The sequence below is a fragment of the Undibacterium sp. RuTC16W genome (assembly GCF_049339445.1).
Taxonomy (GTDB): Bacteria; Pseudomonadota; Gammaproteobacteria; order Burkholderiales; family Burkholderiaceae_D; genus Undibacterium.
On the sequence record NZ_JBMPPE010000012.1, the window covers coordinates 50,484 to 64,393 of the forward strand.

General features: G+C 49.5%; 16 protein-coding genes. 7 read left to right on the forward strand and 9 right to left on the reverse strand.

All coding sequences use genetic code 11. The annotated features are described in order from the left end of the window. Nucleotides 1-31 precede the first annotated feature (31 nt). From ACO0K4_RS18230 to ccoS, 6 genes are all read left to right on the forward strand, one after another. Nucleotides 32-691, forward strand: coding sequence for an HAD-IIIA family hydrolase (locus ACO0K4_RS18230; RefSeq protein WP_422958102.1), 660 nt, complete (start codon nucleotides 32-34; stop codon nucleotides 689-691). 11 nt (nucleotides 692-702) lie between these two features. Next, on the forward strand, nucleotides 703-1,068 hold the full coding sequence (locus ACO0K4_RS18235) for a Rieske (2Fe-2S) protein (RefSeq protein ID WP_422958103.1): 366 nt from the start codon (nucleotides 703-705) through the stop codon (nucleotides 1,066-1,068). 15 nt (nucleotides 1,069-1,083) lie between these two features. Then, nucleotides 1,084-2,055: a S49 family peptidase gene (locus ACO0K4_RS18240; RefSeq protein WP_422958163.1), complete on the forward strand. Its 972-nt coding sequence runs from the start codon at nucleotides 1,084-1,086 to the stop codon at nucleotides 2,053-2,055. Between the two features lie 530 nt (nucleotides 2,056-2,585). Continuing rightward, the gene (locus ACO0K4_RS18245; RefSeq protein WP_422958104.1) at nucleotides 2,586-2,846 is read left to right on the forward strand and encodes a heavy metal translocating P-type ATPase metal-binding domain-containing protein; all 261 of its coding nucleotides are present in this window, start codon (nucleotides 2,586-2,588) and stop codon (nucleotides 2,844-2,846) included. A 14-nt stretch (nucleotides 2,847-2,860) separates the two neighbouring features. Beyond that, nucleotides 2,861-5,170, forward strand: coding sequence for a heavy metal translocating P-type ATPase (locus tag ACO0K4_RS18250; RefSeq protein ID WP_422958105.1), 2,310 nt, complete (start codon nucleotides 2,861-2,863; stop codon nucleotides 5,168-5,170). A gap of 95 nt (nucleotides 5,171-5,265) precedes the next feature. Beyond that, nucleotides 5,266-5,409 (forward strand): cbb3-type cytochrome oxidase assembly protein CcoS, encoded by a 144-nt coding sequence (gene ccoS, locus ACO0K4_RS18255; RefSeq protein ID WP_422958106.1) that lies wholly within the window; start codon nucleotides 5,266-5,268, stop codon nucleotides 5,407-5,409. 170 nt (nucleotides 5,410-5,579) lie between these two features. Here the strand turns inward: ccoS and mnmH are convergent, their stop codons facing one another. Both mnmH and ACO0K4_RS18265 read right to left on the reverse strand, forming a co-directional pair. Then, entirely contained in the window at nucleotides 5,580-6,641 is a 1,062-nt protein-coding gene (mnmH, locus tag ACO0K4_RS18260; protein WP_422958107.1) for a tRNA 2-selenouridine(34) synthase MnmH, read from the reverse strand. A gap of 4 nt (nucleotides 6,642-6,645) precedes the next feature. Further along, nucleotides 6,646-7,338, reverse strand: a complete 693-nt coding sequence (locus tag ACO0K4_RS18265; protein ID WP_422958108.1) for an arylesterase — start codon at nucleotides 7,336-7,338, stop codon at nucleotides 6,646-6,648. Between ACO0K4_RS18265 and ACO0K4_RS18270 the strand changes: the two genes are divergently transcribed. After that, the gene (locus tag ACO0K4_RS18270) at nucleotides 7,337-8,083 is read left to right on the forward strand and encodes an ABC transporter ATP-binding protein (RefSeq protein WP_422958109.1); all 747 of its coding nucleotides are present in this window, start codon (nucleotides 7,337-7,339) and stop codon (nucleotides 8,081-8,083) included. The two genes, ACO0K4_RS18265 and ACO0K4_RS18270, sit on opposite strands and share 2 nt — an antisense overlap. Before the next feature lie 244 nt (nucleotides 8,084-8,327). On the opposite strand, the gene ACO0K4_RS18275 is transcribed toward ACO0K4_RS18270, so the two are convergent. The 7 genes from ACO0K4_RS18275 to fliM form a co-directional block, all read right to left on the reverse strand. Then, nucleotides 8,328-9,893, reverse strand: a complete 1,566-nt coding sequence (locus ACO0K4_RS18275; RefSeq protein ID WP_422958110.1) for an NAD(P)H-hydrate dehydratase — start codon at nucleotides 9,891-9,893, stop codon at nucleotides 8,328-8,330. 12 nt (nucleotides 9,894-9,905) lie between these two features. Further along, nucleotides 9,906-10,697, reverse strand: coding sequence for a flagellar biosynthetic protein FliR (fliR, locus tag ACO0K4_RS18280; RefSeq protein WP_422958111.1), 792 nt, complete (start codon nucleotides 10,695-10,697; stop codon nucleotides 9,906-9,908). 54 nt (nucleotides 10,698-10,751) lie between these two features. After that, entirely contained in the window at nucleotides 10,752-11,021 is a 270-nt protein-coding gene (gene fliQ, locus ACO0K4_RS18285) for a flagellar biosynthesis protein FliQ (protein WP_422958112.1), read from the reverse strand. A 148-nt stretch (nucleotides 11,022-11,169) separates the two neighbouring features. Further along, entirely contained in the window at nucleotides 11,170-11,904 is a 735-nt protein-coding gene (gene fliP, locus ACO0K4_RS18290; protein ID WP_422958164.1) for a flagellar type III secretion system pore protein FliP, read from the reverse strand. A 71-nt stretch (nucleotides 11,905-11,975) separates the two neighbouring features. After that, nucleotides 11,976-12,464, reverse strand: a complete 489-nt coding sequence (gene fliO, locus ACO0K4_RS18295) for a flagellar biosynthetic protein FliO (RefSeq protein ID WP_422958113.1) — start codon at nucleotides 12,462-12,464, stop codon at nucleotides 11,976-11,978. Then, entirely contained in the window at nucleotides 12,464-12,892 is a 429-nt protein-coding gene (gene fliN, locus ACO0K4_RS18300; RefSeq protein ID WP_422958114.1) for a flagellar motor switch protein FliN, read from the reverse strand. The genes fliO and fliN overlap by 1 nt, the downstream gene beginning before the upstream one ends. Further along, nucleotides 12,882-13,898 (reverse strand): flagellar motor switch protein FliM, encoded by a 1,017-nt coding sequence (gene fliM / locus ACO0K4_RS18305; RefSeq protein WP_422958115.1) that lies wholly within the window; start codon nucleotides 13,896-13,898, stop codon nucleotides 12,882-12,884. Before fliM ends, fliN begins: the two co-directional genes overlap by 11 nt. Between the last annotated feature and the right edge of the window lie 12 nt (nucleotides 13,899-13,910).

Sequence of the window (13,910 nt, forward strand, 5' to 3'; positions counted from 1 at the left end):
GCGTCAGACAGGTTTGTGGTGAAGAAAGAATATGGCAAAAAAGCAATTTGATTTTATTGTGTTTGATTGGGATGGCACATTGATGGATAGCACGGCAACTATCGTGCAATGTATCCAGGCAGCAGCAAAAGATCTTGGTTTACCTGTTCCGGACGAAAAAGCAGCCGCTTACGTCATTGGTTTGTCGCTGGCAGATGCGATGCAGGCTGCCTTGCCAGATATTGATCCAAAATATTATCCCCGCATGGTAGAGCGCTACCGTCATCATTATCTGGCGCGCGATCACGAGCTACCTTTGTTTCCGGGTGTCAGGGAAATGCTGACTGAGTTATCTCAGGACGGTTATTTCCTTGCTGTAGCAACGGGAAAAAGTCGTGTTGGATTAAGTCGGGCACTGCATACAGCAAAGTTATTATCGGTTTTTGATGCGACTCGTTGTTCCGATGAAACATTCTCCAAGCCGCATCCGGCTATGTTGCAAGAGCTGACCCGAGAGCTGGGGCAGGACATGGAGCGTACCCTGATGATCGGAGATACGACGCATGACTTGCTGATGGCGAGCAATGCAGGCGCGGCAGCAATTGCCGTTGAATACGGCGCACATGATGCAGCGACATTGCACTCGCATCATCCTCTCTATTCAGCCAAGACAGTCGCAGAATTGCATGCATGGCTTAGTCAAAATGCCTGAGGAGATCAAACATGACTGAGATCAGGATCTGTGACTCATCTGAATTGATCGAGGGTGGTAAAGGCATTCGCTTTCCGGTAACGGCGGGACATGAAGATGCAACAGGCTTCGTCGTGCGTTTTGATGGCACGGCACACGCCTATCTGAACCGTTGCGCCCATGTGCCGATTGAGCTTGACTGGAGCCCGGGTGAGTTCTTCGAGTCCAGTGGCTTATACATCATGTGTGCAACTCATGGCGCTATTTACACGCCGGAAAATGGCCATTGCACAGGCGGACCTTGCCGAGGTGCACGGTTGCGCAAAATTGAGATTACCGAAAAAGACGGCCAGATAGTCTGGCATCCGGACGATTACATTACGCCAGTCGTCGCTTAACATTGATATTGCATGATGGAAAATCCAATAAATACGGGGTCAACTAATTCAGCGCCAGGCTGGGAGCGCGAATTGCTGGAAAAGCTGGCGATAGAGTCCTTGAAAGAGCAGCGTTTGCGTCGTCGCTGGGGTATCTTTTTCAAGTTGCTATTTCTTGTTTTCATTCTCTTTAGTTTTTATTTATTCAGTGATTATCGCTCTGCCGAGATGGAAAATCCCGGACGCCATACGGCGCTGGTAGATATCAATGGCACCATTGAGTCTGAGGGAAATGCGAGTGCACATGCCATCATTCCTGCACTAAACCGTGCTTTCTCTGATTCTGGTTCGGTTGCTGTGATTCTGCGTATCAATAGCCCGGGAGGTAGTCCTGTCCAGGCCGGGATGATCAATGATGAAATTCTGCGCTTACGCAAGCAATATCCGCAGAAAAAGCTGTATGTCGTGGTTGATGAAATGTGCGCCTCCGGTGGCTATTACATTGCCGCCGCAGCGGATAAAATTTTTGTGAATAAGGCGAGTATTGTCGGTTCGATTGGTGTCCTGATGGATAGTTTTGGTTTTACAGGATTGATGGATAAAGTGGGGGTGGAACGCCGCTTGATGACTGCCGGTGAAAACAAAGGTTTTATGGATCCGTTTTCCCCGCAAACCGCGAAACAAAAAGCGTTTTCACAAGAGATGCTGAATGAAATTCACCAGCAATTTATTGACGTCGTGCGTCAGGGACGTGGGAAACGTTTAAAAGAAACTCCCGAGACCTTCTCTGGATTATTCTGGGTCGGTAGTAAGGCTGTGGAGATGGGGCTGGCTGATGATTTTGGTACCACGGCGAGCGTTGCACGTGATGTTATCGAAGCGGAAGATATTGTTGATTACACCGAGAAAGAAGGCCTGCCAGAGCGTGTACTGAAGAAGTTTGGTGCATCGATCGGCGGTGGGGCAATCTCCGCGATGACGAAGCTTAATGTGCCAGGAATTCACTGACGAAATGAGATAGTGCATAGCACTGATAGATCCAAATGGTTTAGTTAATTTTTTTAATCCTGATTCAAAAGCGATAGTTATATTTTTCTTCTTCTGCGCCTGACATTGGCCTATATTAGGGTTGTAACTGGTTCAAAAGAAGGAGGTCGATATACAAGGACTAATTTGTATCCAAGACGGATGGAATTTGAGCTCCGGTTCTCTTTAGTGATCCGGTTATGTGCGAAGTGAAAACAGGTAGCACCTAAGTCGTATTTGAAGCAGTCTCAATCACAATTTGTGTAGTATCTCTCCGTGATGTCAAGCGGATCCGAGGTCTCTCTGATTCCTCACAATGTCGCCAGTACAGGGGCAAAAAAGCGGTGGTGCAATGCCACCGTTTTTTACGTTTACGGCTTGAATTATTGGCGATTTTCCTCAAAAATAATTTGAGTTGGTGACCGTTTTTTAGAACAAATCTTGTTCCATATCAAGAATGCCGATTATTAATTCCTTAAGATAAAAATATCGTCTTTCTATACGTCATTGTCATGGCTATCGCAGTTACTTCTTTTTTTGCAGGATTATTCCCAGGCTTGCGCTCGGAGGAGAAAATTGCCTGCTTTCATTGCGATGAGCTAATGCGAAAACTGCAGGTGGTCGAAGTAAAATTTGACGGTGAAATACAACTGGTATGTTGTCACGGCTGTGCCGCCGTTCTGAAAGCGATTGAGCAAGCTAATTTAGTTGCTCAGTACCGACAGGCACGTAACAAGCCAAATTATCGGATTGCATCCATAGATGTGACATAAGTGATCCCTTTACAATGACTTCACATCAGCCAACGGACAGCGATACAACGACTCAACATGGCAAACTGAGTTTGTCCGGAATGCGCTGTGCTGCCTGTGCTCAATTAATTATCTTTCGCGTGCGCCAGTTGCCGGGCGTGACGAGTTTTCATATTAATGCCGCGAGCCATAACGCAGATGTGGCCTGGCAGCCGCATCGCACTTCGCTAAAAAAAATTATTCAGTCAATTATTGACTTGGGCTATGGCGCTTTTCCTGCCGGACAGACTCAGGACGAAGTTCAGCAACATGAAAATAAAATGGCGTTGTGGCGCTTGTTTGTTGCCGGTTTTGCGATGATGCAAATCATGATGTACGCTTTTCCGGCTTACCTGGTTCCGGTGCCGCAAATTGATGGTGATCTGACGCCTGATGTGGACCGTTTACTAAAAATCGCCAGCCTTATTATTACGATCCCAGTCGTCGGATTTTCAGCGATGCCATTTTTTACAGCAGCCTTGCGAGATATTCGTAATCGCCACGTCGGGATGGATGTTCCGGTGTCGCTTGGCATACTTTTCACGTTTGTCGCGAGTGTCTGGGCCACGTTTCATGGTGGTGCAGTCTATTTTGATTCAGCAATTATGTTTGTATTTTTACTGCTGGGCGCACGTCTGATTGAGACGCGGGTTCAACATAAAACGACAGCGGCATTGCGCGTATTGACGCAGCTGAATCCGATGCTTGCTCAACGTCTCATGCATTATCCAGATAACCGTCAGGCAGTAACTATTAGCGCAGACGAAGTACAAACAAATGATGTACTGATGATTGCTGCGGGTGAGCAAGTGCCTGCGGATGGGGTGGTGATTGAAGGACAAAGTGATTGTGATGAATCACTGATGACAGGAGAGTCACACCCGCTCCCTAAATCATCGGGTGATCAGCTGATGGCTGGTTCGATGAATTTAAGCGGAGTCCTGCTAATGCGGGCTCAGCAAGTCGGTAACGACACAAAGTTATCGTCACTGGTCAGCATGATGGAAAGTGCGGCAAACGAAAAGCCACCACTCGTACGGCTCGCCGACAAACACGCGAGCCGCTTCCTCGTAATTATTTTAATCGTCGCTGCGCTCACGGCATGTATCTGGTGGCGTATTGATCCTGATCGCGCCTTGTGGATTGCGATCAGCGTTATTGTCGTGACTTGCCCTTGCGCTTTATCTCTGGCGACTCCGGGGGTAATGTCTGCGGCAATAGGGCAAATGGCTACACATGGGGTGCTGGTTGCCAAAGGCAAAGCAATTGAATCAATGGCGAAAGCCACACACTGTATTTTTGATAAAACCGGCACACTGACTTTCGGAAAGTTACGACTCCTCAGTACAGTTTATTGTGCGGGTCGGGAGCAACATTCATCCCAGCTGGCGGCGGCAAAGGTGGATGCCATTAGTCTGGCTATGACATCGAATTCGATGCATCCTGTATCGAAAGCAATTGCGGATGCCATCTCATCAAACAATGGTGCTAGCACTGACAATACCTCGGATGAAGTAGCAGTCACTCATCTGCTTGAGTTGGCCGGTGGTGGTATTGAGGCGCGTATTGAGGGCAAAAAATATCGACTGGGTCGCTATGATTTTGTAGCTGAAATATGTCCCCAGCTTTGTCCGCTTCCGTCTCACTTTGAGGATAGGACGATCTCGGTTCTTGGCAGTGAAGATGGTTTTCTCGCGATGTATGCTTTGGAGGATACCTTGCGTAAGGATGCCGCTGACGTGGTGCAAGGTATTCAGCAAAGCGGCAAGAAGATATTGTTATTGTCCGGTGATCGTGAAGAAGTTGTGCAGTCTGTAGCGCAGCAATGTGGTATCGCTAATGCGAGAGGTAATCTTAGCCCTGCTGATAAATATGCAGTCGTTCAGAACCTTCAGCGTCAGGGAGCGATCGTCATGATGGTTGGCGATGGAATGAATGACGGGCCAGTATTGTCGCTCGCAGATATCTCTGTGGCGATGGGGCAGGGTGCACCGGTTTCGCAGTCTCGCAGTGATTTGCTCTTGATGTCGAACCGGCTGAGCGATCTGGAATTTGCGATGACGATTGCCGCTAAAGCCATGCAGTTAATCCGTCAGAATCTGATCTGGGCGATTGTTTATAATCTGATCGCAATTCCAGCTGCGGTGACAGGTTTATTAGAGCCCTGGCATGCCGCTGTTGGAATGTCCGTCAGTTCTTTGATCGTTGTGCTGAATGCTTTGCGTTTATTGCGAATGAACCGGCCTGTGACATTTGATTTGACGACACTATATCAGGAGCAAGTTATGACTGTGCGGACTGCCTGATGAATACCGCCTAGCCTACTCAGCTATATAGCGGCACACCAGAACTAAAGCAAAGCATCACTTCAACATGTCGCTATAGCGAATGGAACGAATCCATGGATATTCTTTATCTGTTAATCCCTCTCAGCGTCGCCCTCGTATTCGTGATTGGCGGTGTATTTTGGTGGGCATTAAATAATCGCCAGTTTGACGAACTGGATCAGGAAGGGCAGCGCATTATTGATGATGAGGCGGGCTAACGTGGTTTGATATGGCCCGATGCGGCCTTTGCTTGTTCTCAGTGAAGCGCGCTTTCTTCATAAAATTATGCGTATTGTATATGAGACTGCGCTTGTTTACTATGATGCCGTTTTACCGCATCGGTCAGACTATTCTGACCATTCAGACAGAAATTCCATACTGAAGAAAATTACTCCGCACTCAGGATCAGTTTTGCTACGGTAGTAAAGTCATCGTCGCTAATGCCTTGCAGGTGCAGCGTCTGTGCCTGCGGATATTGGATAAAATTTTTATCAATAGAGCGTATGTAGACCGGATCGTAATGCCTCTCCAATAACTGCGTTACCAGCTCTCGCATTTGCCCCTCGTTCGCATGTTGTTTCCATTGCTGGATTTTTTCTTTGCCATGCAGGCTGACCAGACAATCGAGTTGCCGGTTTAGTCCTTCGGGATTTTTTACAAAGTGGGCGTATTCCTGCATAAGCAACTCGACGCGATCAGACATCGTTAAATGTAGCGCGAGACAAGGCGCGCCGCGCATTGTCTGGATGACTTGGTCGGGAACTCGCAGGTTGCCGACTTTTTTACTTTCTGACTCCACATATACCGGACGTTTTGTGTCAAATTCACGCAAAGTCTGCCAGATCTGGCTTTCAAAATATTTTTGTGAAGGCTGAGCCAAGTCCGGCAAGCCGCCGAGCACAGAGCCTTTATGTGCGGCGATTTGCTCCAGATCGAGTACTTGTGCGCCTTGCTTATGTAAGGTTTGCAGCAGGCGACTTTTGCCACTGCCCGTCGTGCCGCAGATGACGCGCCATGAGATGGTATTGGCGATCTCTGGTAAGTATTGATTGACGTGCTGGCGATAACTTTTATAACCACCGTCTAACTGCACTACCGGCCAGCCGATCTTGGCAAGGATGTGCGCCATTGATCCGCTACGATTGCCGCCACGCCAGCAATAGATCAGCGGCATCCAGTCTTTTGGTTTGTCCAGAAAATGTGTTTCTATATGTTTGGCAATGTTTTTTGCAACCAGCGCTGCGCCGACTTTCTTTGCTTCAAAGGCATTCACTTGTTTATACATCGTACCGACCCGGATACGCTCTTCATCATCAAGTACCGGACAATTGATCGCATGGGGTAGATGGTCTTCTGTAAATTCGCCGGGACTGCGCACATCGATAATCGAATCAAATTCCGCCAGTCTCGGCAGTACATCGGAAAAGCTCAGCAGCTCAGGATATTTCATCGACTCATTTCGCGCTGGAGGTCAGCAAAGGGTATAAGTGTGGCCAGACATTATCCAGCATCATCGGGTGCGCGTCGGCAATCAGGTGAATCCGGTCAGGCTGAAATAGTTGTGGTTTGTCGGCGACGCCTTGCAGTAAAAATGGTACCAGCGCAGTTTTGCTCTCCTTAGCGATCTTGCCGTAGATTGAAAAAAAACGCTCGGTGTAATCGCGCCCATAATTTGGCGGGATTTGCATGCCAACCAGGAGTACTTTGGCTTTGGCTGTGCTGCTCATCGCCACCATGTCGCGGAAATTAGTTTCCGACGCACCGAGTGCCAGGCCACGCAGTGCATCATTGCCGCCCAGCTCAATAATCACGACATCGGGCTGATATTGCGTCAGCAGCTTTTCTAAGCGCGCCTTGCCACCGCTGGTGGTTTCGCCGCTGATACTGGCGTTGATGACATTGGCCGCGATTTTTTTCTCTTGTAAGCGGCGCTCCATCAAGGCGACCCAACCTGTGCCGCGCGCCAATCCATATTCTGCTGACAGACTATCGCCAAGCACGAGCACGGTTTTTGATGCAGAATGACTGGCCGCCTGTGCGAATGCTGGCGTAAGGCCGTATGCGATGGTCAGTACGATACTGAATAACGCATAACGGCAAAACTGCTGTACTAATTGCAGCCTATTTTTTTTATTCCAAAAAAGCATGAATCTTCCTAAAGAATTAAGCAGTGAATTGACCAGTGCAGCGACCACAAATAAGCTGGCCAGTCGCCAGGCAATTGACGTCAGCCATCTGGCGAAGCAGGTGACGGACGCGACCGGTACCTTGAGTATTTTGCGTGACATCAATTTTACCGCGCAAGAAGGAGAGACGCTTGCGATAGTTGGTGCTTCTGGTTCGGGTAAGTCAACTTTGCTGGGGATACTGGCGGGATTGGATACGCCAAGCGAAGGCAAGATCGTACTGGACGGCGTGGATATTTTTGCACTGGATGAGGACGGTAGAGCGCAATTTCGAAAAGAACGACTGGGTTTTGTATTTCAGTCGTTTCAATTGTTGAGCCATTTAAATGCGCTTGAAAACGTCATGCTGCCGTTGGAATTGCGCGGCGATACGCAAGCCAAAAGTAAGGCGGCCGAGATGCTGGAGCATGTTGGCCTGGGTAGTCGCTTGCGCCATTATCCCAAGTACTTGTCCGGTGGCGAGCAGCAGAGGGTTGCTCTGGCGCGCGCATTCGTGACGCAGCCGCCATTGTTATTTGCTGATGAGCCTACCGGTAGCCTGGATGCGGCGACTGGCGAATCGGTAATCCAGTTAATGTTTGCGTTAAACCGTGAACGCGGCTCGACGCTGATCCTGGTAACCCATGATTTGTCGATTGCGGCGCGCTGCGGACGGACATTGCGTATTACTGCGGGTCGTCTTGAGGCGGAACAGTCGTCCCTCTGATTGGGACCTGTGCAAAATCGCTTTGTCCATGTAGGTATCTGGCTAAGCCAGGCGTGCAGGTGGTGCTAACTAACTAATTCGGTGGGCTGAATATGCTAACTGCGCTGGCTTCGCTGCTGTATTTCACAGGAACAGTTTTGGCTGGATGAAATACATTGGCAGGGGGGGAGTATTTTTCAATCACTACGTTAACAAAGCGGTTAAGGTATTGTTTTTGATTATACTCATCCCTAGTATATCTAACTCAGCGTTCTGGACGCCTGGAGTAGTGATTGATGCAATCGCGAATCGCCGGGATTAATTCGCTGGCGGTCATGCCGATCGGGCCTCTGCCGCGAGCGACCCATTGATCTGCTGCTTTACCGTGCAGCCATACTGCGATATTGGCCGCTTCGTGGGTAGCCATCCCTTGCGCCAGCAGCGCGCCACATAATCCCGCTAACACATCGCCAGTACCAGCTGTCGCCAGAGCCGGGTTGCCGCTGGTGTTGATGATCAATGTTTCGTCTGGCGTGGCGATGATGCTGCCAGAGCCTTTTAGTACAATCGTCGCGTTGAACTTGTCGGATAAGGCCCGGGCGCTACGCAGGCGATCTGCCTGTATCGTGTCGGTCGAGGTTTCCAGTAATCTGGCGGCTTCTAAAGGGTGCGGTGTCATGACGGTACGCAGAGCCTTACCTGCCGGGTCTTTGGTGTGAGAGCGCTGATTCACCAGTTTTTGTAAGGACGTATCGCTGGCAATCAAATTCAGCGCATCGGCGTCGATGACCAGCGATTCTGCCTGCTTCAGACTATCGATTAACAATGTTTTTGCCAGTTCAGACGCACCAAGACCTGGGCCAATCACCACTGTAGTATCAATAAAGTGCACATCCTGCGCCCGGCAGCACATTAATTCAGGATTGCGGCTATCAAATGCGGGAGGCGCGCTCAGGAAGCCTGCAAATACCCTGCCAGCACCGCTATGCAAAGCTGCCCGTGCCGACAATATAGGGGCACCTGCCATGCCTTCTTCTCCGCCAATCACGAAGACATCACCGTAGCTACCTTTGTGGCTGTTATGCGGACGTGGTTTGCTGGATGCCAGCAGCACTGCCGCGTTGCTGAGGACGGCGACAGGCGCGGGGAAGAGCTGAGATGCAATCGCCAGATCGGCAACCTTGACCTGTCCGGCATAGTCTTTACCTGCGGCGGTGTGCAGCCCTGGTTTGTTCGCAATAAATGTGATGGTATGGCTGGCGCGTATGGCAATTCCCTCGGTACCGACTACCTGGCCGGTATCCGCGTTCAATCCGCTGGGTACATCAAGTGCCACCACCGGCACACCGGAGAGCGCTGTGTAGCGATTGACTTGTTCAATCAGCTGGAACATCTTGCCTTTAACAGGGCGAGTCAGGCCAATCCCAAACAGTCCGTCAATGATCAGAGTCCATTGCTTTCCAGAGGTTTTTTGCAGATAGTCGAGGCCAAAAAAATGTGCCTGACTTGATTGTGCTTTCAGCAGGCTTTCTTTGGCTTCGGCTGAATAATGTTGTATTCCTTCTGCGATGATGACGGAGACACGATCACCTGCGGCCGCGAACAGATAAGCCATTTCCAGTGCGTCTCCGCCATTATTGCCAGGACCAGCAAGTACCAGTATTTCAGCGCTGCCGGAGGGGACAAGATTGCGTGCGAATACCGCGGCTGCCTGACCCGCAGCGCGCATCAGGGAACCAGAGGTCAGCGTGGAGTGCGCTTCTTGTTCGACGCTACGGATATCTGCGATGGAATACAGGGTATTCGTCGAAAACGGCAGTGGCAAAATCATGGGAATTCTCAGCTAGCGATGAGGAGGTGTGGTGATTCCCAGTGATAATATCGCTTCTAAGCCGTATTGAAAAAGATTTTCTATCGGTAACATCAAATAAGGCAAAATCATCCCTAGCATCAGAAAGCCTACGCCTATCGTTATCGGAAAACCGATACCAAAAAGGTTTAGTTGAGGTGCGGCCCGCGTCAAAATCCCCAGCGCGATATTGGTAATCAGCAGTGCCGCCACAATAGGTAAGGACAATCGCATAGCGGTACTGAAAATTTCTTGCCCCCAGATGGCGAGGCGCTGAAAACTAAAGCCCGCAGTGAGCGAAGTAGAGATCGGGATGGTAGTGAAGCTTTCGACGAGCGTTGCCAGCATCGATAAATGTACATTCAGCGTCAGGAACAGCAGGGTTGCTACCAGCACCAGAAACTGACTGATTGCCGATGATCGTCCTTGCGTCTGCGGATCAAAAAAAGTGGCAAAACCCAGACCCATCGTCAGCCCGATCACTTCCCCTGACATTTCGATACCCGCAAAAACAACCCGCATCATAAATCCCATCGCCAGTCCGATCACGAACTGCTGCATCAGTATCATCACACCTGTGAGTGACACCGGGTCGGCTCCTGTCAAGGGCGGTATGGTTGGCGCAACAATCAACGCCAGCATGACGCCTAAGGCTAGCTTGACCTGAACAGGTACGCTGTTATTACCGAATGGAGGAGCAATTGCAATCAGGCCGAGTATTCTGGTCAGTGGCCAGATAAAAGACGCGATCAGGGCGATCAGTTCATTTCCAGAAAAGGACACCATAGCTTGGGAGGGGGAGTATAAACGTGAGGGCTTGGTACCAGCTATGTTTCTGTATCAACTTGCCATCGTCGCGATGCTGGTGAACATCTGGCGCATGTAATCCGTCAGTACCGACAACATCCACGGACCGGCAACGATCAGGGTGACAAAGATACCAATGAGCTTCGGTATAAAAGACAAGGTGGTTTCATTAATTTGTGTCGCTGCCTGAAAAATACTGACAATCAGGCCGATTCCCAGAGCGACCAGCAGAAGCGGTGCCGACACCATTAAGGTGACTTCCATTGCCTGACGGCCGAGGGTCATGACGCTATCTGGTGACATATTGTGCTCCCTAACTAAATTTAATAATTCTCAACAACACGCGACTGAGCAGCCTGTAGCACTAAGCGAGATTGATTAAACTGATCAATCGCTCATATCAGTCAACTTCGCCAGTCAACTTCTTATGCAAGCAGCACCATAGTCGTCGCTAATAAAAACTCTGTGCCAGAGAGCCGATCAGTAATTGCCAGCCATCGACCAGCACGAACAGCATTAATTTAAACGGCAATGACACAATCGACGGCGACACCATCATCATTCCCATCGACATCAATACGCTGGCGACGACCATATCGATAATCAGGAACGGGATAAAAATCGCAAAGCTGATCTGGAATGCTGTCTTCAGCTCACTGGTTATAAATGCCGGGATCAAAATGCGTAAAGACACATCTTCAGGTCCACGCAACTCGGGTGTATTGGACAACTTGACGTACAGCGCCAGATCGCTTTGCCTGGTTTGCTTCAGCATAAAGGCTTTAAGCGGTGCGGCACCTTTATCCATGGCCTCAGACATCGACATTTTGTTCTCTGCAAAAGGCTGATACGCCTCGGCATAAATTTTGTCGAATACCGGGCCCATTACAAACAAGGTCAGAAATAAAGCGAGGCCAACCATCACCTGATTCGGCGGTGCTGACTGCGTTCCCAGGGCCTGGCGCAACAAGGACAGGACGATAATGATGCGTGTAAAACTGGTCATCATTAACAAAATCGCCGGGATGAAGGATAGCGCCGTCAGAAATAACAGCGTCTGTATGCTTAACGAATAATTTTGACCACCGCCTGCTGCTGGTGTCGAGGTAATCGCTGGTAAGCCGCCCGTAGTTTGTGCATGTGCCTGCTCAGGAAAAATAGATGTCAGCATGAGCAGGATGAACATCAAGATCACCGGTGTTTGCAGAACGGAAGGAAGACGCAAGTTATTCATACTAATGGTTGGTGTACGGCGCATTATTCTGCTGCTTTATCTGCAGAGCGTTTATCCATCGTGCGAGCCAGCCAGCCAGCGAATGGATTCGTTGCAGCATTAGCTGCGGCGGATATTTCCGTTTGCGCTTGTTTTGGCATTGTTGACAGCGTTGTGATTTGCTGTGCGGTGACACCAACGACGATCCACTGATCTGCAACTTCGACGACCATGATACGCTCGCGATTACCCACGTTCACACCACCTACGATGGTCACAGGTACTTTATTCGCAGTGGTAACAGGGCCAAGCCGTTTAAAAAAACAGGCAGCAAAAGCCATTAATGCGAGTACTGCGACCAGGCCAAGAAAAATTTGTAGCAAGCCCGTAGTTGGTGAGATGGCGGTATTGTCGGCGGCAACTGCCAGGCTGCTTGACGTCAATAGCAGCGCAATACTGACATTGACACTCAGACCCACATTCATAATCACGCTCAGTGCAGTGATATTTTGTTTGCCAGTCGGTCTGCGCATTATTTATTCAGCTTACGGATACGTTCAGCCGGTGTCACGATATCGGTCAGGCGAATACCAAATTTATCATTCACTACCACAACCTCACCCTGGGCAATCAGGCAGCCATTGACCAGTACGTCCATCGGTTCACCTGCCAGCCCATCTAATTCAACCACCGAACCTTGTGCCAGTTGCAGCAGGTTCTTGATTGCGATTTTGGTGCGACCTAGTTCGACCGTCAGTTGTACCGGGATATCGAGAATGAAATCGATATCATTGTGGGTTTCGGTTTGTGAACCTTTTCCGGAGAATTCTTTAAAGATAGCCGGTTCTGCAGCAGGCGTGCTCGCTGCCGCGGCAGCAGCGGCAGCGTCAGCTTTTTCTTGTTCGGCAATCGCCGCACCCCAATCATCTTCACTGATCGGCGTATCGTTATTATCGTCCATGATTTTCTCCTTGCGTCGCTTCTTGCGCGACTTCGTTGACGCTGGAACTCAGCAGTTTTTCTACGCGCAACGCATATTGCCCATTGAACACACCGTATTTGCATTCCATGACGGGTGTGCCATCTACTTTTGCCGAAATAATATCCGGAACGGAGAGGGGGATCACATCACCTTCTTTCATGTTCAAAATATCCCCCAGCGTAATTTTTGTTGTACCCAGATCTGCCACGATCTCTACTTCCGCGATCTGGATTTGCTGTGTCATCAGACGCACCCAGCGCTTATCTACTTCCAGCGTTTCGCCTTGCAGGCTGCTTGTGAGAATGTCCCGTATCGGTTCTATCATCGAGTAGGGCATGCACATATGTAGCTCGCCGCTGACAGGACCTAATTCAATTGTGAACGTCGTGGATACTACAACCTCGTTTGGCGTCGCAATATTCGCAAACTGGGTGTTCATTTCAGAGCGGATATATTCGAACTCAACAGGATAGACAGGCTCCCAGGATTTGGCATAAGTTTCGAAAATAATTTCCAGAATCCGTTGAATAATCCTTTGTTCTGTCTGTGTAAAATCGCGTCCCTCAACCCGGGTATGGAAGCGTCCGTCACCGCCAAATAAATTGTCGACCAATAAGAAGACCAGTCCCGGATCCATGACAAATAACGACGTCCCGCGCAAGGGTTTCATGTGCGCGAGATTCAGATTGGTTGGCACCACCAGATTCCGGATAAATTCGCTGTACTTGGATACTCTGACCGTACCAACGGAGACTTCAGCACTACGGCGTAAAAAATTAAACAATCCGATACGCAATAAGCGGGCAAAACGTTCATTGATAATTTCCAGCGTCGGCATGCGGCCACGGACGATACGCTCTTGCGTAGCAAGATTATAGGGGCGAACGCCAGAGGTATCCTCTTGCGATTGCGAATCGTCCTGATCTCCCGTGACGCCCTTTAGCAGAGCATCGACTTCTTCCTGGGAGAGAAAATTATCAGACATGGTGTATGCAGA